The 24665-nt window shown below is 31.3% G+C and carries 20 protein-coding genes; 18 read left to right on the top strand and 2 right to left on the bottom strand.

The features are described from left to right. Positions 1 to 17: 17 nt before the first annotated feature. From lpxA to OYT91_RS04685, 6 genes are all read left to right on the top strand, one after another. Positions 18 to 803 carry an acyl-ACP--UDP-N-acetylglucosamine O-acyltransferase gene (gene lpxA / locus OYT91_RS04710; RefSeq protein ID WP_269222813.1) on the top strand — a complete coding sequence of 262 codons (786 nt, stop codon included), beginning with the start codon at positions 18 to 20 and terminating at the stop codon, positions 801 to 803. 106 nt (positions 804 to 909) lie between these two features. After that, positions 910 to 1476 carry an elongation factor P gene (efp, locus tag OYT91_RS04705; protein ID WP_100430761.1) on the top strand — a complete coding sequence of 189 codons (567 nt, stop codon included), beginning with the start codon at positions 910 to 912 and terminating at the stop codon, positions 1474 to 1476. A gap of 81 nt (positions 1477 to 1557) precedes the next feature. Continuing rightward, positions 1558 to 2487, top strand: a complete 930-nt coding sequence (locus tag OYT91_RS04700; RefSeq protein WP_281239717.1) for a UDP-3-O-(3-hydroxymyristoyl)glucosamine N-acyltransferase — start codon at positions 1558 to 1560, stop codon at positions 2485 to 2487. 64 nt (positions 2488 to 2551) lie between these two features. Beyond that, complete coding sequence (locus OYT91_RS04695) at positions 2552 to 2851, top strand: nuclear transport factor 2 family protein (RefSeq protein ID WP_281239716.1); 300 nt, start codon at positions 2552 to 2554, stop codon at positions 2849 to 2851. 87 nt (positions 2852 to 2938) lie between these two features. Further along, positions 2939 to 3811 carry a succinate--CoA ligase subunit alpha gene (gene sucD / locus OYT91_RS04690; protein WP_269222817.1) on the top strand — a complete coding sequence of 291 codons (873 nt, stop codon included), beginning with the start codon at positions 2939 to 2941 and terminating at the stop codon, positions 3809 to 3811. 142 nt (positions 3812 to 3953) lie between these two features. Next, positions 3954 to 4382 (top strand): hypothetical protein, encoded by a 429-nt coding sequence (locus OYT91_RS04685; RefSeq protein ID WP_269222818.1) that lies wholly within the window; start codon positions 3954 to 3956, stop codon positions 4380 to 4382. A gap of 128 nt (positions 4383 to 4510) precedes the next feature. Here the strand turns inward: OYT91_RS04685 and msrB are convergent, their stop codons facing one another. Next, positions 4511 to 4903, bottom strand: a complete 393-nt coding sequence (gene msrB / locus OYT91_RS04680) for a peptide-methionine (R)-S-oxide reductase MsrB (RefSeq protein WP_269222819.1) — start codon at positions 4901 to 4903, stop codon at positions 4511 to 4513. 4 nt (positions 4904 to 4907) lie between these two features. Next, a complete protein-coding gene (locus OYT91_RS04675; protein ID WP_281239715.1) occupies positions 4908 to 5771 on the bottom strand; it encodes an alpha/beta fold hydrolase in 864 nt (287 codons plus the stop codon). Between the two features lie 189 nt (positions 5772 to 5960). Here OYT91_RS04675 and OYT91_RS04670 point away from each other — a divergent pair, with 189 nt between their 5' ends. The 12 genes from OYT91_RS04670 to OYT91_RS04615 all read left to right on the top strand — a co-directional run bounded on the left by OYT91_RS04670 (position 5961) and on the right by OYT91_RS04615 (position 24662). After that, positions 5961 to 7391 carry a glycogen synthase gene (locus OYT91_RS04670; protein WP_281239714.1) on the top strand — a complete coding sequence of 477 codons (1431 nt, stop codon included), beginning with the start codon at positions 5961 to 5963 and terminating at the stop codon, positions 7389 to 7391. Continuing rightward, on the top strand, positions 7381 to 8661 hold the full coding sequence (locus tag OYT91_RS04665; protein ID WP_269222821.1) for a glucose-1-phosphate adenylyltransferase: 1281 nt from the start codon (positions 7381 to 7383) through the stop codon (positions 8659 to 8661). The genes OYT91_RS04670 and OYT91_RS04665 overlap by 11 nt, the downstream gene beginning before the upstream one ends. 369 nt (positions 8662 to 9030) lie before the next feature. Further along, positions 9031 to 10965 carry an alpha-1,4-glucan--maltose-1-phosphate maltosyltransferase gene (locus OYT91_RS04660; protein ID WP_281239713.1) on the top strand — a complete coding sequence of 645 codons (1935 nt, stop codon included), beginning with the start codon at positions 9031 to 9033 and terminating at the stop codon, positions 10963 to 10965. Beyond that, positions 10965 to 12593, top strand: coding sequence for a maltokinase N-terminal cap-like domain-containing protein (locus OYT91_RS04655; protein WP_281239712.1), 1629 nt, complete (start codon positions 10965 to 10967; stop codon positions 12591 to 12593). The genes OYT91_RS04660 and OYT91_RS04655 overlap by 1 nt, the downstream gene beginning before the upstream one ends. Positions 12594 to 12636: 43 nt before the next feature. Beyond that, positions 12637 to 14544, top strand: coding sequence for a 1,4-alpha-glucan branching protein GlgB (glgB, locus tag OYT91_RS04650; protein ID WP_269222822.1), 1908 nt, complete (start codon positions 12637 to 12639; stop codon positions 14542 to 14544). Positions 14545 to 15202: 658 nt separating this feature from the next. Beyond that, positions 15203 to 16015, top strand: a complete 813-nt coding sequence (locus tag OYT91_RS04645) for a M48 family metallopeptidase (protein ID WP_281239711.1) — start codon at positions 15203 to 15205, stop codon at positions 16013 to 16015. A 193-nt stretch (positions 16016 to 16208) separates the two neighbouring features. After that, positions 16209 to 17510: an MFS transporter gene (locus OYT91_RS04640; protein WP_281239710.1), complete on the top strand. Its 1302-nt coding sequence runs from the start codon at positions 16209 to 16211 to the stop codon at positions 17508 to 17510. A 148-nt stretch (positions 17511 to 17658) separates the two neighbouring features. After that, positions 17659 to 18591 (top strand): DUF6252 domain-containing protein, encoded by a 933-nt coding sequence (locus OYT91_RS04635; RefSeq protein ID WP_281239709.1) that lies wholly within the window; start codon positions 17659 to 17661, stop codon positions 18589 to 18591. Between the two features lie 232 nt (positions 18592 to 18823). Beyond that, complete coding sequence (gene lon / locus OYT91_RS04630; protein WP_281239708.1) at positions 18824 to 21277, top strand: endopeptidase La; 2454 nt, start codon at positions 18824 to 18826, stop codon at positions 21275 to 21277. Positions 21278 to 21425: 148 nt separating this feature from the next. Then, positions 21426 to 22448, top strand: coding sequence for a type IX secretion system protein PorQ (gene porQ, locus OYT91_RS04625; protein ID WP_281239707.1), 1023 nt, complete (start codon positions 21426 to 21428; stop codon positions 22446 to 22448). 75 nt (positions 22449 to 22523) lie between these two features. Continuing rightward, entirely contained in the window at positions 22524 to 23216 is a 693-nt protein-coding gene (cmk, locus tag OYT91_RS04620) for a (d)CMP kinase (protein WP_281239706.1), read from the top strand. Positions 23217 to 23285: 69 nt separating this feature from the next. Further along, a complete protein-coding gene (locus OYT91_RS04615) occupies positions 23286 to 24662 on the top strand; it encodes a nucleoside permease (protein ID WP_281239705.1) in 1377 nt (458 codons plus the stop codon). Positions 24663 to 24665 lie beyond the last annotated feature (3 nt).

Genomic DNA, 24665 nt, shown 5'->3' with positions numbered 1-24665 from the left:
AATTAAAAAAATAGCAGATGAATCAACCGTTAGCATACGTTCATCCAGGCGCGAAAATAGCCAAAAACGTTGTAATTGAGCCTTTTACAACTATTCATAACAATGTGGTCATTGGAGATGGAACTTGGATTGGTTCAAACGTTACAATTATGGAGGGAGCTCGAATTGGAAAAAATTGTAACATTTTTCCTGGGGCTGTAATTTCTGCTGTACCTCAAGATTTGAAATTTGGTGGAGAAGATTCTTTAGCAATAATAGGAGATAATTGTACCATTAGAGAATGTGTTACAATAAACAGAGGGACTATTGCATCTGGTCAAACAACTCTTGGTAATAATTGTCTGGTAATGGCCACTGCACATATTGCTCATGATTGCCATATCGGAGATAATGCTATTATTGTAAATGGTGTTGCTCTTGCAGGTCACGTTATAGTAGGTAAATATGCTGTAATTGGAGGATTAGCAGCTATTCATCAATTTATTCATATTGGAGATCACGCCATGGTTTCAGGTGGATCATTGGTTAGAAAAGATGTGCCTCCCTTTACAAAAGCAGCGAAAGAACCTTTATCTTATGTTGGAATAAATTCTGTAGGATTAAGAAGAAGAGGTTTTACGACCGAAAAAATTAGAGAAATCCAAGAAATATATAGAATTCTATATCAAAAAAATTACAATACCACTCAAGCGATGGACATTATTGAGGCCGAAATGGAAGCAACTCCTGAGCGAGACGAAATATTGGATTTTATACGAAATTCTTCTAGGGGAGTAATGAAAGGGTATTCTGGAAACTATTAACAAAATTGATTAATCTATCATTTGTCAATTCGTTTAATCGAAAAACAAATTATAATAATGATTGATCGCATTCAACTAATTAACGAATTAACAAACAAACAGTAAAATGGCATCTACATCAGATATTAAAAACGGATTGTGCATAAAATATAACAATGATATTTACAAAATCATTGAATTTCTTCATGTGAAACCAGGTAAAGGTCCCGCATTTGTTAGAACAAAATTAAGAAGCTTAAGTAATGGTAAAGTATTAGACAATACTTTTTCGGCTGGACATAAAATTGAAGAAGTTAGAGTTGAAAACCATAAGTTTCAATTTTTATATCCAGAAGGTGATTTATTTCATTTCATGAATGTAGAAACTTTCGAACAAATTTCTTTAAATAAAAACATACTAGACTCTCCAGATTTATTAAAAGAAGGAGAAAATGTTATGGTAAGTATCAATACTGAAACTGATTTACCTCTTTCTGTAGATATGCCTGCATCAGTTATACTTGAAGTTACTTATGCTGAACCTGGAATAAAAGGAAATACAGCTACAAATGCTACTAAATCGGCTACTGTTGAAACTGGGGCAACCGTTAACGTACCTTTATTTATCAATGAAGGTGACAAAATAAAAATAGATACTACTTCAGGTTCTTATATGGAACGTGTTAAAGCATAGTTTATAAAACAGTTTCAGTTTTTTAATTAATATTTATTACTGAAAACTGAAACTATTTTAGAAAACTGAATACTTTTTTATATGAAATTCCCAAAAGTTTATTTTCTACAAGAAATTGCAAATTTGCTTCATTGTGAATTTATTGGCGACCCTTTGTTTCCTGTTTATGGTATGAATGAAATTCATGTTGTAGAATCTGGAGATATTGTATTTGTAGATCACCCAAAATATTACGAAAAAGCATTAAATTCTGCGGCTACCATTATTTTAATCAATAAAAAAGTGGACTGCCCTGAAGGAAAATCATTGCTAATATCAGATGATCCCTTTAGAGATTTCAATGTATTGACAAAACATTTTATGCCTTTTATAAATGCTAATGTTGCCGTTTCCAGTTCCGCAAAAATTGGTAAGGGAACTATTATCCAACCAAATGCTTTCATAGGCAATAATGTTGTTATAGGAGAAAATTGTTTGATACATGCCAATGTTTGTATATATGATCATACAATTATCGGAGATAATGTTATAATACATTCTGGGTCTGTTTTAGGTGCCGATGCATTTTATTACAAAAAAAGAGCCGATGGATATGATCAATTAATTTCGGGAGGAAGAGTAGTAATAAAAAACAATGTCGGCATTGGAGCTCTTTGTACTATAGATAAAGGTGTTACCGGAGATACAACTATTGGTGAAGGTACCAAAATTGACAATCAAGTTCATGTTGGACATGATACTATTATTGGAAAAAAATGCCTCATTGCTTCTCAAACTGGCATAGCAGGTTGTGTTATAATTGAAGATGAAGTGACTATTTGGGGACAAGTTGGAACTACAAGCGGTATAACAATTGGCTCAAAAGCGGTTATTATGGGTCAAACTGGAGTAACTAAATCAGTAGAAGGTGGAAAAAGCTATTTTGGTACTCCAATTGAAGAGTCTAGAGAGAAATTAAAGCAATTGGCCAATATTAAAAAAATTCCTGGTATAATAGAAAAATTAAAATAATATGTCTGCTAAAGAAATAGTTAAAAGTTTTTATAAGTCAGATGCATTCATTAATCCAACGATTATGAAAGAATTTTTGCATCCTGATTGCATTTTGGATTGGAACAGCAGTAAAGGTTTTATTCAAATGAATTATGATGAAATATTAAATTTGACTAATGAAATTAGCAGAGCCTATGTTCGTACGAAAGCTAGAATAAGTCACATCCTTGAAGAAGATAATATAGTTTCAGTACGGTTTTCACATTATGTAAAAACAATTGAAAACCCTAGAGAGGAAATGTTGTTGGCACATATTATGATTATTTGGGAAATAAAAGACAATAAATTATATAAGGGATTTCAAATGAGTCAAGTCATATAATTATTTTTATTTTAAAAAAAAGTACAAAATAATTACAAAAGCTTTACTTTTGCGTCACAATTTTAAAAACTACATAAAAAATATATCATGAGTGTTTTAGTTAATAAAGATTCAAAAATAATTGTTCAAGGATTTACGGGTAGCGAAGGAACTTTTCACGCTTCGCAAATGATTGAATATGGTACAAATGTTGTTGGAGGTGTAACTCCTGGAAAAGGAGGAACTACACATTTGGATCTTCCTGTTTTTAATACTGTAAAAGATGCAGTAGAACAAGCAGGTGCCGATACTACTATTATTTTTGTCCCTCCTGCTTTTGCTGCAGATGCTATTATGGAAGCTGCAGATGCAGGAATAAAAGTGATCATTGCTATTACTGAAGGAATTCCAGTAGCTGATATGATTAAAGCAAACAGTTATGTTAAAGATAGAAATGCTAGACTAATTGGTCCAAATTGCCCTGGTGTAATTACTCCAGGTGAAGCTAAAGTTGGAATTATGCCTGGTTTTGTTTTCAAAAAAGGAACAGTAGGAATTGTTTCCAAATCAGGAACTTTAACTTATGAAGCTGCTGATCAAGTTGTTAAACAAGGATTAGGGATAACTACAGCAATTGGTATTGGTGGAGATCCTATTATTGGAACAACTACAAAAGAAGCTGTTGAATTACTAATGAACGATCCAGAAACAGAATGTATCGTAATGATTGGTGAAATTGGTGGTCAATTAGAAGCAGATGCTGCTAAATGGATTAAAGCTGATGGAAACCGTAAACCAGTTGTTGGATTTATTGCAGGTGTTACAGCTCCAGCAGGACGAACAATGGGACATGCAGGAGCAATAGTTGGTGGTTCTGACGATACTGCAGAAGCAAAAAAACAAATTATGAGAGAAAACGGAATTCACGTTGTTGACTCACCGGCTGAAATTGGTAAAAAAGTAAAAGAAGTACTTGGATAATTTCCAATTATTTAAATAATAAATTCCAAAAAAAGTCTCAATATTTTGTTGAGACTTTTTTACATTTTTAAAATGTCTGGAATGTAATCAAAAACTTAACAACACAGATTCTTAGAATCGTAGTTACTTAAAAATTAAAAATATGTACAAAGAATTAGAAAAGTTCACAGTAAAAGGAAATTTTACCTTTACACAGGAAGATAGTTTAGAAGAAGTTTGTAATGCATCAGAATCAGGAAGTGGAGTATTTCTTGTTTATGCTATTGCAGAAGATATCAAAGAATTAATTATGGTTGCTTCAACAGGTACGGTTCAAAATGACGGAACCTTGAAAAGTAAAAATGGAGGATTACATGATAAAATTGTAAATGGTCATCAATTTGCTAAAACCGGAAGAAAATATTCTTGGCCAGCACAAATGAAAAAAGAAAATATCAATGCGTTAGAAGTTTTATGGTTTGAAACATTTAATGATACTGCAAAAGCAATTCCAACTAGTGTTGAAGGTCAAATTTTGCAAAATTTTCTTGATGAAAAAGGTAAATTACCAAAATGGAATGTAGCTTTTTAATACATTAAAATCAAACCGATATTCAACTTCATTACAAAGTTTAGTGAAGAATAGGGAATAAACAAAAAAAGCTTTACAGGGATGTGAAGCTTTTTTTGTTTAATATATTTTTTTAAAGAAAAATATGTTTATTTTTCTTTAAAATCTACAGACAAAGAATTCACACAATACCGTTGCCCCGTTTTTGTTGGGCCATCTTCAAAGACATGACCCAAATGTCCACCACAATTTGCACAAACAATTTCAGTGCGTTTCATTCCGTGTGTAAAATCATCTATATACTCAACTCTTCCAGGTATTGATTCGTCAAAAGAGGGCCAGCCACAATGTGCATCAAACTTTGAATTACTTTCAAATAGAGGAGTGCCGCAACCACCACAACAATAAACACCATTTTCAAAATGTAAATTATATTTGCCTGTGTGTGGATATTCTGTTCCTTTTTGGCGTAGAATTTTGTATCGCTCAGAACCTAATTCTTCTTCCCATTCTTTTTCTGTTTTAACCAAAGGATAAATCATACCATTAATTTTTAATAAAAGTAATTATTTTTTCGATTACTTGATTATCAGCAAGAATTTTTCTGTGTCCTAGTCCTTTGGTTATCATTAATTCACCATTTTTTAAATGCTGATAAATGTGTAAACCCGCTTTTACGGAAACTTCAGGATCATTCTCGTCGTGTACAACCAAAGTGGGGATCAGTGTTGTTTGTGCAGCTTTGTAGGCACTATAATCATCCATTTTTCCGCCATATTTTTTTTCAAAATGTGCACATAATAAACTACTTATTTGAGGCTCCAATTCTAATTTAGCTATAAAATCATCCGTTATATCTTGAACTATATCACCACTTCCTATAATTATCGCTTTTTCTACCTTTAATCCTTCTTTTATAGCATTAAGGACTGACATTCCTCCTAAAGAATGACCAATTGCAACTTCGAATGGACCAAATTGTTTATCAATTTCCAAAATAGAAGCAATAAAATCTACCATTATTGTTGAATTACCGGGTGATTTCCCATGTGCTGGTGCATCAAAACTGATAGTAGAATAACCATGATAAATTAATTCATCGGCAATTTTACACAATTGTGTTCCTCTTCCTGACCATCCATGGACTAGTATTATTTTTTTCGAACTATTACCATATTCATAAACATTAATCTTTCGATTTATAGATGGAATGAATAGCATTTTTTGAACACTTTCCTTATCCATCCTAATTTCTCGTTTAGGAAGTCTATGTTTTATTGGAGTTGTAAATAATTTAGAAGCATATAATGTGACCCATTTTGTTGACAAAAAAGCAATAAACTTACTAGATAGTATTATAATTTTTGGAATTTTCAATGGCTTTGTATGATTTAACGTGTTTTTTGTCATTTTAATAAAATTGAAGAATCGCTTTTTATTACAATTTTTTTTAACTAAATTTAAAAAACTTAAAAGTAGTATAAATTTAATGTTAATTTAATTCATTATTTTTCTATAAATGTAATATATTTTTAATTTTTGCAAGAAAATAAATGAATTAAATAATTTATCCTTTTTTATTAAAATCAAAACTAATTAATGGAAATATTTCACATTGGAGCAGAATGTTACCCAGTTGCAAAAGTGGGTGGTTTAGCTGATGTGTTAGGTTCACTACCAAAATATCAAAACAGCGAGAACTACCAAGTTAGAGTTGTAATACCTTGTTATCAAAATATTTTTAGATTAGAAAATGAATTTGAATGTGTTCATTGGGGTAAAATAAAATTAGGCAATTTTAATTTCCCTTTTAGTGTTTTGAAAGAAACAACAAATAAATTGGGATTTGAACTTTATCTAATTGAGATACCTGAACTTTTTGATCGCCCAAATATCTATAATTATGAGGACGATATTGAACGATTTTTATCTTTTCAAATTGCTACATTAGATTGGATCATTGGAAGAAACTCTCTGCCTGATATAATCCATTGTCATGATCATCATACAGGGTTAATTCCTTTTATGAAAAAATATTGTCCAAAATACCACAAATTAAAAAACATAAACACCTTGATAACCATACATAATGGTTTGTACCAAGGAATTTTTTCATTTAACAAATTGTATTATCTACCAGAATTTGATTTAATTCATATAAAAGAAATAGAGCGATGGAATTGCATCAACTCTCTTTCTGCAGGGATAAAATGTGCAGATGAAGTCACCACAGTTTCTCCCACATACCTAAAAGAACTCAATTATTCAGATAACGGATTAGAGACCTTATTACAAAGCGTACAATTCAAGTCTAAAGGAATTCTTAATGGAATTGATACTGATGTTTGGGACACAAACAAAGATAAAATGTTAGATTGTAATTTTACTGTTGAAAATAGTGCTGAAGGAAAATATAAGAATAAAGAAAAATTGTGTTTGCAATTTAACATGAATCCCATGCTACCGCTTTTCAGTTTTATTGGAAGATTATATAATGAAAAAGGTGCCGATTTACTTCCAGAAATTATTTTAACTTCATTAATAAAACAAAAAAAACAAATTAATATTCTCATATTGGGCTACGGTGATCCTGTAATTGAAAACCAATTATTAGAATTAAAACCCATATTTAAAGGAAATTATAATGTATATATTGGTTACAATGAAGAACTAGCGCACAAAACATATGCAAGTTCCGATTATATTTTAATTCCATCAAGAGTAGAGCCTTGTGGATTAAATCAACTTTATGCTTTACGCTACGGTACTATTCCAATTGTTCACAAAACAGGTGGATTAAAAGACACAATAGTTGATTTTGAAGAAAATGGAAATGGAATTTGTCACCAAGAATCTACAGTTAGCGATGTATGTTGTGCGATAAATAGAGCTTTAGATTTATATAAAAACAAAGATAAATTTACTAAAATTAGAAAAAAAGGAATGCATACAGACCATTCTTGGAAAAATATAAGCCAAGAATATTTACAACTTTACAATTTAATTATTACAAGACGATATGAAAACTAAAAAAAAGAATGTAATCGCTATTATTTTAGGAGGTGGCCAAGGATCCAGATTATACCCGTTAACAGCTAGAAGATCTAAACCAGCAGTGCCAATTGCTGGTAAATATAGATTGGTAGATATTCCAATTTCGAATTGTATAAATTCAGACATTTATAAGATGTTTGTCTTGACTCAATTTAATTCGGCTTCATTGAATGCTCACATCAAAAACACATACAATTTTAGTATTTTCAGTCATTCATTTGTTGATATTTTAGCTGCAGAACAAACTCCAGATAACCCAACTTGGTTTCAAGGAACCGCTGATGCTGTAAGACAATGTATGCCTCATTTTTTAAATCATGATTTTGATTATGCCTTAATATTGTCAGGTGATCAATTGTATCAAATGGATTTTAACGAAATGGTTGAAGCCCATATTGAAGCTAATGCCGATATAACAATTGCAACTTTACCTGTAAATGACAAAGACGCACCTGAATTTGGAATTTTAAAAACAAATTCGGAAAGTTGTATAGAATCTTTTATTGAAAAACCATCCAAAGAATTATTACCAGATTGGAAATCGGAGGTAAGTGATGAAATGAAAAGCCAAGGAAAACATTATTTGGCATCAATGGGAATTTATATTTTTAATAGAAAATTATTAATCGAGTTGATGTCTGACCCTGAAGCTAAAGACTTTGGTAAGGAAATCATCCCACAAGCTGTTGGTAATAAAAAACTTTTAAGCTACCAATATGAAGGATATTGGACTGATATTGGTAATATAGACTCCTTCTTCGAAGCAAATATCGGTCTAACAGATGACATGCCTCAGTTCAATCTTTTTGATGACAATAATAAAATATATACTAGACCTCGATTATTATCCCCTTCCAAGTTTCATAAAACTATGGTAGAAAGATCGCTAATTTCGGACGGTTGTATCATTCATGCCAAAGAAATCAAAAAATCTGTAATAGGAAATAGATCTCGAATAGGCGAAGGTACTGTTATTCAACACAGTTATGTAATGGGTAATGATTTTTATCAAAATATTGATGATATCAATCAAGATATTATAGACGAAATACCACTTGTAGGTATTGGTGAAAGATGCTTTATCGACAATGCTATTGTAGATAAAAACAGTAGAATTGGTAATGATGTTTATATAAAAGGAGGAAAGCAATTGGAAGATACAAATCATGAATTGTATTGTATAAAAGAAGGAATAATCGTTATTCGAAAAGGAGCTATTATTCCAAATAACTTTATACTGAAGTAATATTTATAAATAATTTAAAAATAGATTGTCCATTTTTATGTTCAATCTATTTTTTTTTGCTTTGTAATTAAAATATTTTATTACATCTAATTTTTACAAACATTAAATTTAAATAACATTTTCAACAATTGAACGATAATCAAAAAATGATGCATTTTTTTTATATCAAATTTGTATTTTTTAATAGAAAAGTAATCGGTTTAAAAATTGCTTAGCATGAAATAAAATGAATTATTTCCTATGTTTTACTCTTATTTCACAACAAAATATGAATTATATTCCCTACAGGTAAAATATTTACATTTATTAAATTTTATTTCTTTAATTATTATAAAATCCTTAAATTTCAAATTCAATTTAACTAATATCATGCAAAATCAAACTCGTATTATAATAGAAAATGTTTTGCCACAATTAAACGGTGGTAGTTTTGCCATAAAGAGAATTATTGGTCAAAAAATCAATGTATCAGCTGATGTTTTTTCAGATGGACATGATGTTATAGAATGTTGTGTAAAATTCAAACACGAATCTGAAAAAAATTGGCAAGAGGTTCGAATGACTCCATCGCACAATGATGAATGGTTTGCTACATTTGATGTAAATCTTCAAGGACAATATACTTATTTTGTCGAAGGTTGGGTTGACTATGCACTTAATTGGCAACATGGGACAGAACGTAAAATCAATGATAATCAGTATGTAAAATCAGAATTACTTGAAGGAGTCGAATATATTCGTGCTATTTTGGATCGTGTAGAGAGTTATGAAAATGAATATCTAAATCGTCTTATTTATTATTTTACATCTGAGTCGGAATATGACAATGCTGTTCATGAAACTAAATCAGAGGAACTCATTAGAATATTCAAAAAATATCCCGTTCGATTTTTAGAAAATAAATCGAATGAATTACAAATTTATGTAGATAGAAAAAAAGCATTATTTAGTACTTGGTATGAATTTTTTCCGCGTTCTGCTTCACCTGAGGAAGGTAGACATGGTACTTTTAAAGACTGTGAACGATTGCTTCCTAGAGTTTCAGAAATGGGATTTGACACTTTGTATTTCCCACCAATCCATCCAATAGGAGAAGTAAATAGAAAAGGCAAAAATAATGCTACAAATGCCGAGTATGGTGATGTTGGTTCTCCTTGGGGAATTGGTTCTCATCATGGTGGACATAAATCAACTCATCCCGAATTAGGATCAATAGAAGATTTTAAAGAGCTAGTTAGGAAAGCACAAGAATTAGGCATAGAAGTAGCTATGGATTATGCTTTACAAGCTGCACCAGATCATCCTTATGTAAAAGATTTTCCACAATGGTTCAAATGGCGTCCAGACGGTACAGTACAATATGCTGAAAATCCACCCAAAAAATACCAAGATATTCAACCTATTTATTTCGAAAGTAGCGATTGGAAAAATCTTTGGAAAGAACTACTGGATGTTGCTTTATTTTGGATAGAAGAATGTAATATCAAAATTTATAGAGTTGATAATCCACATACTAAACCCTTTTATTTTTGGGGTTGGTTAATTACCGAAATAAAAAAGAAACATCCAGATGTACTGTTTTTGGCAGAAGCTTTTACGCGTCCAAAAATTATGAACGAATTGGCAAAACAAGGTTTCAGTCAATCTTACACTTATTTTACTTGGAGAAATTCAAAAAAAGAATTGACAGATTATGTAGAGGAACTTACACAAACTGAACAAAAAGAATTCTACAGACCAAACTTTTGGCCAAATACTCCAGACATTAATCCATTTGCTTTGCAAAACGGTAATGAATCGATACATCTTCAAAAATATTTTCTAGCGGCAACTTTGAGTTCAAATGTTGGTATTTATGGACCTGTTTTTGAATATATGGTTAGTACACCAATGGCTCCAGGTAAAGAAGAATATTTGGATTCTGAAAAATACCAATGTTATAAATGGGATTGGACTCTTCAAAATAAATTAATCACACTTATTACAAAAGTAAATCATCTTAGAAAAGAACAATTATCATTGCAGCAAACCAATAACATTGTTTTTTGTGAAACAAATAATGAACAAGTTATAGCTTATTATAAATATGATGACAACAAAGATAATGAAACATTAATGGTAGTTAGTCTTGACTCACATCAAACAGCTAAAGCAATGATAAAACTTCCTATTGACAAAATTGGACAACAACATGTTGATATTACTGATTTGATAACTGGAAATGCCTATTCATGGAATAATGAATGGAATTATGTTGAACTTTCACCTGAATTGCCTTTTCATTTATTTAAAATACAGAAATAATGGTTGACAAAATTAACGAAGCCGAATATCAAAATCCTTTAGTTTTTAATATAGATTGGAAAGATGCATTTGAAGATGAAAGTTTTGTGAAAATTTTCGCATCTGATATTCTAGAAAATTATATTATCAATAAAAGATGGTATGGAGGCAAAGCGAGTACATTAAAATATATTGAAGTTGTACATTATTTTAAACTTGAATCTTCTGGGAATACCTATTATGGAGTTTTATTAGAAGTTAATTTTAAAGAAGCATTTTATCAACACTATTTTATGCCATTGGCTTTCATGTCTGAAGAAGATTTAGATACAAATACTGTTATCGCTCCTGTAAAAATGAACGAGCAGGAAGGATACCTTGTTGATGCATTGCACCAAGAAGATTTTAGAAGATTACTTTTTGATAAAATTATCCATTCCAAAAAAAATGAAGAGTCAAAGGTTACCTTTCACAAAGGAAAAGCATTACACTCTAAAGAATATATTTCATCTCATTTTATGGGTGTAGAACAAAGTAATACATCCATTGTTTATAACGATAATTTGGTTCTTAAAATTTTCAGAAGAATCTATATTAGTATGAATCCCGATTATGAAATAAGTCGATTTCTTACCGAAAGAATGAATTTCAAACATTCGCCTGCTTACACTGGAAGTATAAGTATCGTTTCATCGGATGGAAATATAACACTTGGTTTAATGCAAGAATTGGTTCCCAATCAAGGAGATGCTTGGAAATATATGCTCGAAGAAGTAGATCGTATATTTGATAATTTAAAAAACAAAAAGATTTCTATCAAAAACCTTCCACAAATTGAATTATTCAAAAGATTAAAATTAAGCGATGTTCCCCATGAAATTATTGACTGGGCAGGTTTAAGTATCTTTTTAAAAATTCAAACTTTGGCAACAAGAACCGCCGAAATGCATATTGCTTTAGGAAGCGATATTTACGAAACTGCTTTTACTCCATTAACTTATAATGGAGATTATTCCGTTTGGTTAAAAAATAGATTAACCTATCAGTTTCAAAATAGATTGAATATTTTAGAAAATAATTTGCATAAATTAGATGGTTTAACGTTAGAATTAGCCAATCAGTTTTTAGATCATAAGAAAGAAATTAGAAAAGCATTCCTTGATTTTGATTGGACACAAATGAAATCTGAACGCATCCGAATTCATGGTGATTATCATTTAGGCCAAGTTTTAGTATGCGGAGATGATTTTTTTATACTTGATTTTGAAGGAGAACCAGAAAGTACCATTAGAGATCGAAAAGTAAAACAGCCACCATTAAAAGATGTTGCTGGAATGTTTCGTTCGTTTCATTATTCTATATATGCCAGTATATTTAATAATAAAGATAAATATCCATTTGAACAAGAAGAACTTTTTCAAGCCGGAGAAATATTATATAAATATTTTGTAGGAGTATTTCTGAATACCTATACCGAAGTGGCTCAAGGTGGAAATCTTAATATTGGATATAAAAAAGAAATTGATTTTTTATTAAAATACTGTCTTTTGGAAAAAGCAATATATGAATTAGGTTATGAGTTAAATTCTAGACCTCGATGGTCTGTAATTCCATTAACAGGAATTGCCAGTATTATGAATTTTAAATAAAAATTAGTTGAAAACAATTTCAACAAAAAAATAAAAAATAGAAATGAACAAAGTACAAACCTATTCCCTTTTTACCGATTTTGATATTGATTTATTCAAAGCAGGAAAACATTTTAGACTTTATGAAAAACTTGGTGCACATCTTATTGAAGTTGATGGTGTAAAAGGGGTTTATTTTGCAGTATGGGCACCTTCGGCAAGAACGGTTTCTGTTATTGGCGATTTTAATTATTGGATTCAAGGCGAGCATCAATTGCAAGTGCGTTGGGATTCATCTGGTATTTGGGAAGGTTTCATTCCAGGATTAGAAGCAGGAACTACATATAAATACAAAATCCAATCTAGCAATAATGGTATTATAACCGAAAAAGCAGATCCATTTGCTTTTTATTGTGAAAAACCACCTCACACGGCTTCAGTAATTTGGGATCTTGACTACAAATGGAAAGATGCTAAATGGATGAAAAACCGTAAGGAGCACAATGACTTAGACAAACCATATTCGGTTTACGAAGTGCATTTGGGATCTTGGAAAAGAAAAGGAGATGAAAACCGATTCTTAACTTATCTAGAACTAGCAGATGAATTGGTTAAATATGTAAAAGAAACAGGATTTACTCACGTAGAGTTTATGCCTGTAATGGAATATCCGTACGATCCTTCTTGGGGATATCAACTAATAGGTTATTTTGCACCCACTTCTAGATTTGGAACACCTCAAGAATTTATGGTTCTGGTAGATAAATTACACGAAGCGGGTATTGGAGTTATTCTGGATTGGGTTCCATCGCATTTTCCAGATGACGCTCATGGTTTAGGCTTTTTTGATGGTTCTAATTTGTTTGAACATCCCGATCGTAGAAAAGGATATCATCCCGATTGGAAAAGTTTGGTTTTTAATTATGGACGAAATGAAGTGCGTTCGTTCTTAATCAGTAATGCTTTATTTTGGTTACAACATTATCATGTTGATGGTTTAAGAGTAGATGCTGTTGCTTCAATGTTATATTTGGATTATTCCAGAGAAGAAGGGGAGTGGGAACCTAATATTTATGGAGGAAGAGAAAATCTAGATACTATCAGCTTTTTAAAGGATTTCAACGAAGCTGTTTATACCAATTATGAAGGCGTTCAAACAATTGCTGAAGAAAGTACCTCTTTCCCTATGGTTTCAAGACCAACCTTTATTGGAGGTTTGGGTTTTGGAATGAAATGGATGATGGGTTGGATGCACGATACTTTGCAATATTTTCAAAAAGAAACAATTTATAGAAAATACCATCAAAATGATTTGACATTTTCAATGACCTATACCTATACTGAAAATTTTATGTTGCCGCTTTCACATGACGAAGTGGTGTACGGCAAAAAATCTATTCTAGGAAGAATGCCTGGAGACGAATGGCAAAAATTTGCAAATCTTCGTTTACTTTATGGTTATATGTTTACACATCCTGGAACCAAATTATTGTTTATGGGAGCAGAATTTGGACAAAGCAGTGAATGGAATTTCGAAAGTAGTTTGGATTGGCATTTATTACAATACCCATTTCACAACGGTATAAAATTAGTGATAACCAAACTAAATGAATTATACAAAACGGAACCTGCATTACACGAAAAACAATTTAGTCAAGAAGGATTTGAATGGATTAACTATTCAGATCATGAGAATGCAGTAATGTCTTTTATTCGAAAAGGAAACAATCCTAAAGATGATTTGATTATAGTGCTAAATTTCACCCCAGTAGTTCGTGAAAATTATAGAATAGGTTTGCCAAAAACAGGTAAACTAGTAGAAATATTCAATAGTGATGATACTGTTTTTGGAGGTAGTGGTGTAAAAAACACTAAAAAAATAAGCATTGAAACTAATCCTTATGATGGAAAAGAATATTCTACAGCTTTATTACTCCCTCCATTAAGTGTTACAGTATTCAAAATATCTTAGTTTTATAATTGAAATAAAAAAAACACCTATTGAATGAAATATTAATTTTACGGTTAGTATTTATTCAATAGGTTTTTATTTTTAATGCATCCCAAGAAATTAAACTAAACCCAGAATCCGCATCAGAAATAAACTGCATCTGAATTCTTCTTCAAAACCAAAAACTTACTCCTTTTTTAAAATCGAAAGGAAAAAGTATTCCTTGGTCAACAATAGTCCGTGAGATCTTGCCATAATTGAATAATTAAGCTTAGTAACAATATCTAATACAGATTCTTGGTTGATTCAAAAAGACTTAAAATAACTCGTTGGGTGTAATCCATAAAATTTTTATAAAACACATAGAACATAGACTTTATTTAAGAAAAGAATATCAAAAAAAAAAATATGCCTTTCACATAGAGCACTATATGTGTTCCAAATAAGTGAAAAGTTTCTTTTTTGAGCTTAGAAAATTTTTGTTTCTAAGGGTTTAAAAAAAATGTACCCAAAGGGTTTAAAATAAAATATTATTGTTTTTTTACTGAATATTTAAATTTTCAAAAATCTTATACTTGGTTCACATCCTTTATACTAAAGTTGATACTTTTGATATTAATTATGTAAATATTAAAAACATAAAAGTTGCATTTTTGTACTAACATTAAATGACGACATCATGAAAAAGTATTTATTAATAATAGTCATTATCGGGCTAAGTTATTCTTGTGCTACTAATCCGATTACAGGAAAGAAACAACTTAATTTTGTTTCAAACAGCGAATTATTTCCTTCTTCGTTTCAACAATATGGAACTTTTTTGAAGGAGAATAAAATAATTTTAGGAACAGTTGATGCGCAAAGGGTTGAAACAGTTGGACTAAAGATTAAAAAAGCCGCTGAAAAATATTTGGCCTATCTGGGACAAACTAGTTATTTGAATGGGTACCAATGGGAATATAAATTAATTGATAATAAAGAAGTTAATGCTTGGTGTATGCCTGGAGGAAAAATTGTTGTGTATTCAGGGATTTTAGCAATAACTAAAGATGAAGCTGGTTTAGCAACCGTTATAGGACATGAGGTTTCACATGCATTGGCAAATCATGGCGCACAAAGGATGAGTGCCTCTCAGTTACAAGAATTGGGCGCAGTAGGAGTGGCTGTTGCTACAGGTCAACAAAGTGCCGAGAAACAGCAAATGTGGCAACAATATTATGGTTTAGGTTCTGAAGTAGGAGTAATGCTTCCTTTTAGCAGAAATCATGAAAGCGAAGCTGATAAAATAGGACTTACTTTAATGGCAATTGCGGGTTATAATCCAGATGAAGCTATTGTGTTTTGGCAAAGAATGGCTACAAAGTCTGGAGGACAATCGCCTCCTGAATTTCTTAGTACACACCCTTCAGATGCTACAAGAATGGCTAATTTACAAGCTTTAATTCCAGAAGCAATAGCAGCTGCTACAAAAGTAAATGCTTTTTATAAATAACGATCAACTGTTATTAAATATTTTTTTGAACGATTCAAGCTATTCTTTTTTAGGAATAGCTTTTTTTATGAATCCTCTTAAACACAATAATAGTAATAATGTATTATTGAAAAAATAATATATGAAAAAGCATTATTTATTGTCATTCCACCAAAAAAATAAATAAATTCGCGAATATAAAAAACTAATTAATATGGCAGATTTAGCAAAAGGAAGCAAAAAATTATTAAATGCATGGGCTTTTTATGATTGGGCAAATTCTGTTTATCCATTAGTAATTTCTTCAGCTATTTTTCCAATTTTTTATGAATCTTTATTTGCCGATAGAGATCATTACATAACTGTTTTTGGAATGAGTTTAAAAAACTCCGCATTAATTAGTTTTGTTACTGCAGCGGCTTTTTTGGTTGTAGCCATTATTTCACCATTATTATCGGGAATTGCCGATTATGTAGGCAATAAAAAATCATTCATGAAATTCTTTTGCTATTTAGGAGCATTATCATGTATAGGATTGAACTGGTTTAGTTTGGATAATATTTATGTTGGTTTATTATTTTACTTTTTGGGTTTAATCGGTTTTTGGGGAAGTTTGGTGTTTTATAACTCTTATCTGCCAGACATCGCTTTCAATGAACAACAAGATGCGGTAAGTGCCAAAGGCTATTCTTTAGGGTATATTGGCAGTGTTATTTTGCTAGTTGCGAGTTTAATAATGGTTCTTGGTGCTAAAGATTCAGAAAAAATAGCTGCAATGAGATATTCATTTATTATGGTAGGAATTTGGTGGATTATTTTTAGTCAATACACCTATTATTTTTTACCAAAAGGAAATAAAAATACTGATCGAAAAGTAACAAAAGCAGTCGTTTTAAATGGTTTCAAAGAATTAAAAAAAGTTTGGAGACAATTAGAAACAAATATTCCATTAAAAAGATATTTATTTAGTTTTTTTGTTTACAGTATGGCCGTACAAACCGTAATGTTAATTGCTACTTATTTTGGTTCTCAAGAAATAACTTGGGAATCTCCTAGTCAAAGTCAAACTGGATTGATAATATGTATTTTATTAATCCAAATCATTGCTGTGGTTGGAGCAATTTTAACGTCAAAAGCTTCTGCTAAATATGGAAACATTCCAACATTGATTGCGATCAATTGCTTTTGGGTTTTGCTTTGTTCGGCAGCATATTTTATTGTCACACCAATTCAATTCTATATTATGGCTGCATTGGTTGGATTTGTAATGGGTGGTATACAAGCCTTATCTCGTTCTACTTACTCTAAATTTTTACCAGAAACCGAGGATACTGCTTCCTTTTTCAGCTTCTATGATGTTACTGAGAAAATTGGTATTGTAATCGGAATGTGTGTTTATGGTGCTATCGATCAAATTACCGGAAGTCCAAGACTTGCTATCGTGTTATTGGCTGTCTTTTTTATAATTGGCGTATTTCTATTAAATAAGGTTCCCAAAACAAATACTTTGAAATAGAAAATCTTATAAGATATTTGTCTTTAACTAATAATTTTTCTTGTTTAATTTTTTTTATATATAATTTTAATAAGAAATTTACAAATAAAAAACATTTTTAAATTAAAAATGTAGTAAATTTACATTTTAATTTAAAAAATTTAATTCAATGAAAAAATTTAGTATTTTATTTGTATCCCTTTTAGTTTTGGTTTTAAGTTTAAATTCTTGTAGTAAAGACGAGAGTGTTGATGATAGTGTATCTGTGGTAGAAAATGGTACTCTAAAAGTTGATTTTGATGGAAAAACTTTTGTTTCAACAGCAGTTCAAGCAATCGTAAATGAAACATATATTTCAATAACAGGACTTAGAGCACCAAATGGAGATTTTATCCAAATTACTTTGCCAACGAATAAAGTGGGAACTTATACATGGAAAAATTTTAGCAATATAGACGAACCTTTAGTTTTGGTTTATACTCCAGCTGGAGGTGCAAATGCATATATATGTGTGCCTAAAGAGGTCGCTGATGGAATTTTAAATTATACAGATACTGGAGTTTTGACAATTTTATCTATTGATAATGTTACAAAGAAAATATCTGGTACATTTGAATTTACAGGAATTGATTTCATGGGCAATAATGGCAAAGGAGAAACAAAAAAATTCACAAAGGGTTCTTTTACAAATATTTCGTTTGCAGCTGATGTAGTAACACCAACACCTACACCAACTTCAAATACTTTTTCAGCAAAACTAGATGGAGTAGCCTTTGTGCCTACTAACATATTTGCCATTTTACAAAGCGGTAGAATATCTATATCTGCAAGAAAAGGAAGTGTTGAGACTCTTGGAATATCTTTACCAAGTACAATAAAACAAGGGACTTACGCAGTTGACGCGTATGGAATGGATTATATTTTTCAATATAGTAAAGACATGACTGCTACTGGAAATTTCACAGGCGCAGGCTCTGTTGTAATTACGAGTCATGATACAGCAAAGAGAATAATTAAGGGTACTTTCACTACAAAATATACTTCTCTTTTTGCTACAGCAACCTATACTGTTACAGATGGAGCTTTTAGTGTTTCCTATTAATTTGATCTTTTTTTTATTTAAAATCCGCCTTAGTGCGGATTTTTTACCTTTAAAATTGAAAAGTACTTTAATTTAAATAGCAACAAAATTGATTTGGCATAATGATTGCCTTATTAATCACTGCAATATTATAATGTGTTTATGCATCAATATTAGTATCGAATATTGATATGTTACCTTATATTTGTGTTCCGATTTAGAAAATTAATGACAAAAAGACTTAAATAATACTATGTCAAATCATAAAATACTTACCATTGACAATCTGTCACTTCAAGAATTTGATTCTGAAGCAGAATTAATTCCATTATTGACTCCAGAAGACGAAGAGGAGATGAACAATGAAGAATTACCCGATTCTTTGCCAATTTTACCTTTACGAAATACCGTATTATTCCCTGGAGTTGTCATTCCAATTTCTGCAGGAAGAGATAAATCAATTAAATTGATCAACGATGCCAATGCTGCAGGAAAAGTTATTGGAGTTGTTGCTCAAATTAATGAAGAAGATGAAGATCCGTCAAAAGATGATATCCATAAAATAGGAACTGTTGCACGTATTTTAAGGGTTTTAAAAATGCCCGACGGAAATGTAACCGTAATTCTGCAAGGAAAAAAGCGTTTTGAAATTACCGAAGTAGTTTCTGAAGAGCCTTATTTAAAAGCCAAAATTAAAGAAGTTCCTGAAAAAAGACCTGCTAAAAAAGATTCTGAGTTTAATGCAATTATTGATTCTGTAAAAGAATTGGCTGTCCAGATTATAAATGAAAGTCCCAATATTCCTTCTGAAGCAACTTTTGCCATTAAAAACATTGGAAGTCCCTCATTTTTAATCAGTTTTGTTTCTTCAAACATGAATCTATCTGTAAAAGAGAAACAAGATTTATTGTCCATCAATGGATTAAAAGATCGTGCTCTGGAAACTTTGCGTTATATGAATGTAGAGTTGCAAAAACTAGAATTAAAAAATGATATTCAGTCTAAAGTACGTTTTGATTTAGATCAGCAACAAAGAGAATATTTCTTGCACCAGCAAATGAAAACCATCCAAGAAGAATTGGGAGGTGTTTCGCAGGAGGAAGAAATGGACGAAATGAGTCAGAAAGCCAAAACCAAAAAATGGGACGAAAAAACGCAAAAACATTTCGAGAAAGAATTGTCTAAAATGCGTAGAATGAATCCACAAGCTCCTGATTTTGGAATACAAAGAAATTATTTGGAATTATTTTTAGAATTGCCATGGGGCGAATATTCTAAAGATAATTTTGATTTAAAACATGCTCAAAAAGTATTAGATAAAGATCATTTTGGATTGGAAGATGTCAAAAAAAGAATGATTGAGCATTTGGCTGTTCTTAAATTAAGAAATGACATGAAGTCGCCAATAATCTGTTTAACAGGACCTCCAGGAGTTGGAAAAACTTCTATTGGAAGATCTGTAGCCGAAGCATTGGGTCGAGAATATGTTCGTATCTCTCTTGGAGGTTTAAGAGACGAAGCCGAAATTCGAGGTCATAGAAAAACCTATATTGGAGCAATGCCGGGAAGAATCATTCAAAGTTTGAAAAAAGCAGGAACCTCAAATCCTGTGTTTGTTTTGGATGAAATTGATAAATTATCCTCTAGCCATAATGGTGATCCATCCTCAGCATTATTAGAGGTTTTAGATCCAGAACAAAACAATTCATTTTATGATAATTTCCTTGAAATGGGTTACGATTTATCTAAAGTGATGTTTATAGCAACTTCCAATAATATGGCAGCCATTCAACCTGCTTTAGTAGACAGAATGGAAATCATAAAAATGTCAGGATATACCATTGAGGAGAAAGTAGAAATTGCCCGCAAGCATTTATTTTCAAAACAATTGGCTGCACACGGATTGAAAGCCAAAGATTTGAGTATTGGTAAAAAGCAATTAGAAAAAATTGTAGAAGGGTATACTCGTGAATCTGGTGTACGTGGATTGGAAAATAAAATTGCACAAATCGTTCGAAATGCTGCGAAATCGGTAGCAATGGAAGAAGAATACAATAAAAAAGTAACCGACGAAGACATTATAAAAGTATTGGGTGTTCCAAGATTAGAACGTGACAAATACGAGAATAATGATGTAGCAGGAGTAGTTACTGGATTAGCGTGGACGAGCGTGGGTGGAGATATTCTTTTTATAGAATCCTTATTATCACCAGGAAAAGGATCAATGACGATTACTGGTAATTTAGGTAACGTTATGAAAGAATCAGCAACGATTGCATTAGAATACATAAAATCCAATGCTGAATTAGTGGGGTTAAATTCAGAATTACTTTCTAAATATAACATCCATTTACACGTCCCAGAAGGTGCTACACCAAAAGATGGACCTAGCGCTGGAATTGCGATGTTAACTTCGTTAGTTTCATTGCTCACACAAAAAAGAGTAAAGAAAAACTTGGCCATGACAGGAGAAATTACTTTGAGAGGTAAAGTTTTACCTGTTGGTGGAATCAAAGAAAAAATATTGGCTGCCAAAAGAGCGAATATCAAAGAAATTATTTTATGTCACGAAAATAAAAGTGATATTGATGAGATCAAACCAGAATATTTAGAAGGTCTTACCTTTCATTATGTAAAAGAAATGAGCGAAGTTTTAGAAATTGCAATTACAAAAGAGAAAGTAAAAAATGCTAAAGTATTGAAATAGTACGTATTAAAATTTATTATTTTTCTAATTCCAAGTTCCAATTGATTTTATTGGAACTTGGAATTTGTTTTTAGAATGTATCTTTATTTCTATTAATAATTTTATCTTCGCAATTGCGTTTTATACATTCAAAATAGCAATTGTAGGCATGTCCCAAAAACTTTTATTTTTCTTTTTAGTTTTAATTTGTTCTGTGACTTACGGACAAATAGGAGGGAAGTACACTTATCAATTTTTAGATTTAATTGCTTCACCAAGACAAGCAGCATTAGGAGGAAAAGTTATTACAATTTATGATGAAGATGTCAATCAAGCACTTTTTAATCCAGCCTCTATTAATCAAGAAATGGACAATCACCTCTCTATTAATTACGGAAATTACTACCAAGAAGTAACTTATGGAACAGCTTCATACGCTTACACTTACGATCAGCATTTACAAACATTTCAAGCAGGAATAAATTATATCAATTACGGTAAATTTGATGGTTATGATGAAAATGGTTTACCTACTTCTTCATTTACAGGAAGTGAAATTGCCCTTTCTTTGGGCTATGCCTACAACATACCCTATACCGATATTCATTTAGGTGCAAATGCTAAATTCATCGAATCTACATTAGAAAGTTACAACTCTTTTGGAGCAGCAGTAGATCTTGGAATGGTATATATTGATGAGAAAAATGATGTGAATTGGGCATTAACATTAATGAACATTGGTACCCAATTTACAACTTACGACGGTACCCGAGAAAAATTACCTTTTGAAATCATTGCAGGAGTTTCTCAGGAATTGGATCATGTTCCTATTCGTTGGCATCTGACAGTTGAAAATTTACAACAATGGAATTTGGCATTTTCCAATCCAGTTAATTCAGAAACTTCAATAGATGGAACGGTTACCAAAGAGAAAATTTCTTTTTTGAACAATACACTTCGTCATATGATTTTTGGAGTAGAACTTTTCCCTAAAAAAGCATTCAATCTTAGATTAGGATATAATTTTAGAAGAGGAGCCGAATTACAAATTCAAGACCAGCGTAATTTTTCAGGCCTTTCTTTAGGATTTGGACTCAAATTAAACAAACTAAAATTCAATTATTCCTATTCTAAATATACATTGGCAGGAAATACAAGTTTATTTGGATTAATGATTAATTTGGGAGAATGATATTTATAAAAAGAGTAAAGAAAATAGATAAGAGAAAATTGAACGCAATTTGTTCGCATATATATAAATAAAAACATGAAAAAAATTACCATTGCAATAGACGGATTTTCATCCACAGGAAAAAGCACATTGGCCAAGCAATTGGCCAAACATTTGGGGTATGTTTATGTAGATACTGGTGCCATGTATCGTGCTGTAACGTTATTTGCGATGCAAAATAATTGTATCGGAATAGAGTTCCTCGATAAAGACAGATTAATAGATTTATTGCCTACAATAAGATTACAATTTAAATTTAATCCTGAATTGGGATTTGCCGAAATGTATTTGAACGAAGTTAATGTAGAAACTGAAATTAGAACTTTGGAAGTTTCAAACTTTGTTAGCACAATAGCCGCTATTTCAGAAGTACGCTCTAAATTAGTAGAACAACAACAGCAAATGGGGAAAGAAAAAGGAATTGTGATGGACGGTAGAGATATAGGAACCGTAGTTTTTCCTAATGCAGAATTGAAAATATTCATGACGGCAGGAGCAGATACCCGTGCACAAAGACGCTTTGACGAATTACAGGCAAAAGGAGATTTAGTTTCTTATGAAGATGTTTTAAAGAATGTAGTAGAACGCGATTATATTGATACTCACAGAGATGACTCCCCTTTGATAATGGCAGAAGACGCTATAGAAGTTGACAATTCCTATTTGGATCGCAAAGAACAATTTGATGTTGTTTTGGAGTTGATAAATGATGTATTACAAAATGAATAAATACTTGCAAGTTTGATTTTAAATAGTAGTTTTACAAGCTGATACTTTTTTATAATAAAAATATATTTTATGGGAATTAAAAATAGGTTAACATTAATGAGTTTTCTTCAATTTTTTGTTTGGGGAGCTTGGTTAATTACCATTGCAAATTATTGGTTTGGCACCAAAAATTGGGAAGGAACACAATTTGGGTTGGTATTTAGCACCATGGGAATTGCTTCTTTGTTTATGCCAACTCTTACAGGAATTATTGCTGATAGGTGGATTAATGCTGAGAAATTATATGGTGTTTTACATATTTTGTATGGTGCTGTTTTATTTTATTTACCCGAAGTTACTACGCCAACAACTTTTATCTATATAATGCTGGTTGCCATGTGTTTTTATATGCCAACTATTGCTTTAAGCAACTCAATTTCATATAATGCCTTAAAAACAAATGGCTTAGACGTTGTTAAAAGCTTTCCACCAATTCGGGTTTTTGGAACAATTGGTTTTATAGTCGCTATGTGGATTACCAACTTAACAGGAAATAAAGCAAATGCTTACCAATTTTATATCGCAGGAATAGCAGCAGTTTTATTAGGTCTTTATGCGTTTAGTTTGCCCAAATGTAAGCCACAACGATTGACCAAAGAGAATGCATCGTTGATGGAAACTTTAGGCTTGGAGTCCTTTAAACTATTTGCTGATTATAAAATGGCTTTATTTTTTATATTTTCTATGTTTTTGGGAGGTGCATTACAACTTACCAATGCATATGGAGATGTTTTCTTGGATGAATTCAAACATTTTCCAAAATATGCTGATTCATTCGTGGTAAAATATTCTACTATTATCATGTCGATTTCTCAGATTTCGGAGACTTTATTTATATTGGCAATTCCTTTTTTCTTAAAACGTTTTGGAATCAAACAAGTGATGCTGATCAGTATGCTGGCTTGGGTATTGCGATTTGGATTATTTTCGTTTGGGAATCCAGTAGATGGATTGTGGATGATTATTTTGTCTTGCATTGTATACGGAATGGCTTTTGATTTCTTCAATATATCAGGTTCGTTGTTTGTAGAAACGCATACGGATGCCAAAAATCGTTCTTCAGCTCAAGGGATGTTTATGATGATGACCAATGGAGTAGGAGCCATATTGGGAAGTTTTACTTCGGGATGGGCTATTGATCGCTTTTTTACGAAGTCTTTTACCACGACTACTGACTTAGCTTCTTTTTTACAAACAGATGTTACAAATCCGAATATGTTAGAATTTGTAAAAAGTCAAGGTAAAGTGGTTTCTACAGATGGATTATTGGATTCGGCTTTGTTAATGAAGGATTGGCATACCATTTGGTTGGCATTTGCAATTTATTCATTGATTATTGCTATAGCATTTGCTATTTTGTTTAAACATAAACATGATCCAAATGAAATGGAGAATTTAAATCATTAAATA

Origin of the sequence: Flavobacterium praedii (genome assembly GCF_026810365.1) — a bacterium.
Taxonomy (GTDB): domain Bacteria; phylum Bacteroidota; class Bacteroidia; order Flavobacteriales; family Flavobacteriaceae; genus Flavobacterium; species Flavobacterium praedii.
Note: the sequence above shows the minus strand (reverse complement) of the source record. Positions and strands in the feature narration are given on the sequence as shown.

Bases quoted from the DNA above. Each gene is read 5' to 3' on its own strand.
- lpxA (WP_269222813.1), top strand. From the start codon at position 18: ATGAATCAACCGTTAGCATACGTTCATCCAGGCGCGAAAATAGCCAAA.
- efp (WP_100430761.1), top strand. From the start codon at position 910: ATGGCATCTACATCAGATATTAAAAACGGATTGTGCATAAAATATAAC.
- OYT91_RS04700 (WP_281239717.1), top strand. From the start codon at position 1,558: ATGAAATTCCCAAAAGTTTATTTTCTACAAGAAATTGCAAATTTGCTT.
- OYT91_RS04695 (WP_281239716.1), top strand. From the start codon at position 2,552: ATGAAAGAATTTTTGCATCCTGATTGCATTTTGGATTGGAACAGCAGT.
- sucD (WP_269222817.1), top strand. From the start codon at position 2,939: ATGAGTGTTTTAGTTAATAAAGATTCAAAAATAATTGTTCAAGGATTT.
- OYT91_RS04685 (WP_269222818.1), top strand. From the start codon at position 3,954: ATGTACAAAGAATTAGAAAAGTTCACAGTAAAAGGAAATTTTACCTTT.
- msrB (WP_269222819.1), bottom strand. From the start codon at position 4,903: ATGATTTATCCTTTGGTTAAAACAGAAAAAGAATGGGAAGAAGAATTA.
- OYT91_RS04675 (WP_281239715.1), bottom strand. From the start codon at position 5,771: ATGACAAAAAACACGTTAAATCATACAAAGCCATTGAAAATTCCAAAA.
- OYT91_RS04670 (WP_281239714.1), top strand. From the start codon at position 5,961: ATGGAAATATTTCACATTGGAGCAGAATGTTACCCAGTTGCAAAAGTG.
- OYT91_RS04665 (WP_269222821.1), top strand. From the start codon at position 7,381: ATGAAAACTAAAAAAAAGAATGTAATCGCTATTATTTTAGGAGGTGGC.
- OYT91_RS04660 (WP_281239713.1), top strand. From the start codon at position 9,031: ATGCAAAATCAAACTCGTATTATAATAGAAAATGTTTTGCCACAATTA.
- OYT91_RS04655 (WP_281239712.1), top strand. From the start codon at position 10,965: ATGGTTGACAAAATTAACGAAGCCGAATATCAAAATCCTTTAGTTTTT.
- glgB (WP_269222822.1), top strand. From the start codon at position 12,637: ATGAACAAAGTACAAACCTATTCCCTTTTTACCGATTTTGATATTGAT.
- OYT91_RS04645 (WP_281239711.1), top strand. From the start codon at position 15,203: ATGAAAAAGTATTTATTAATAATAGTCATTATCGGGCTAAGTTATTCT.
- OYT91_RS04640 (WP_281239710.1), top strand. From the start codon at position 16,209: ATGGCAGATTTAGCAAAAGGAAGCAAAAAATTATTAAATGCATGGGCT.
- OYT91_RS04635 (WP_281239709.1), top strand. From the start codon at position 17,659: ATGAAAAAATTTAGTATTTTATTTGTATCCCTTTTAGTTTTGGTTTTA.
- lon (WP_281239708.1), top strand. From the start codon at position 18,824: ATGTCAAATCATAAAATACTTACCATTGACAATCTGTCACTTCAAGAA.
- porQ (WP_281239707.1), top strand. From the start codon at position 21,426: ATGTCCCAAAAACTTTTATTTTTCTTTTTAGTTTTAATTTGTTCTGTG.
- cmk (WP_281239706.1), top strand. From the start codon at position 22,524: ATGAAAAAAATTACCATTGCAATAGACGGATTTTCATCCACAGGAAAA.
- OYT91_RS04615 (WP_281239705.1), top strand. From the start codon at position 23,286: ATGGGAATTAAAAATAGGTTAACATTAATGAGTTTTCTTCAATTTTTT.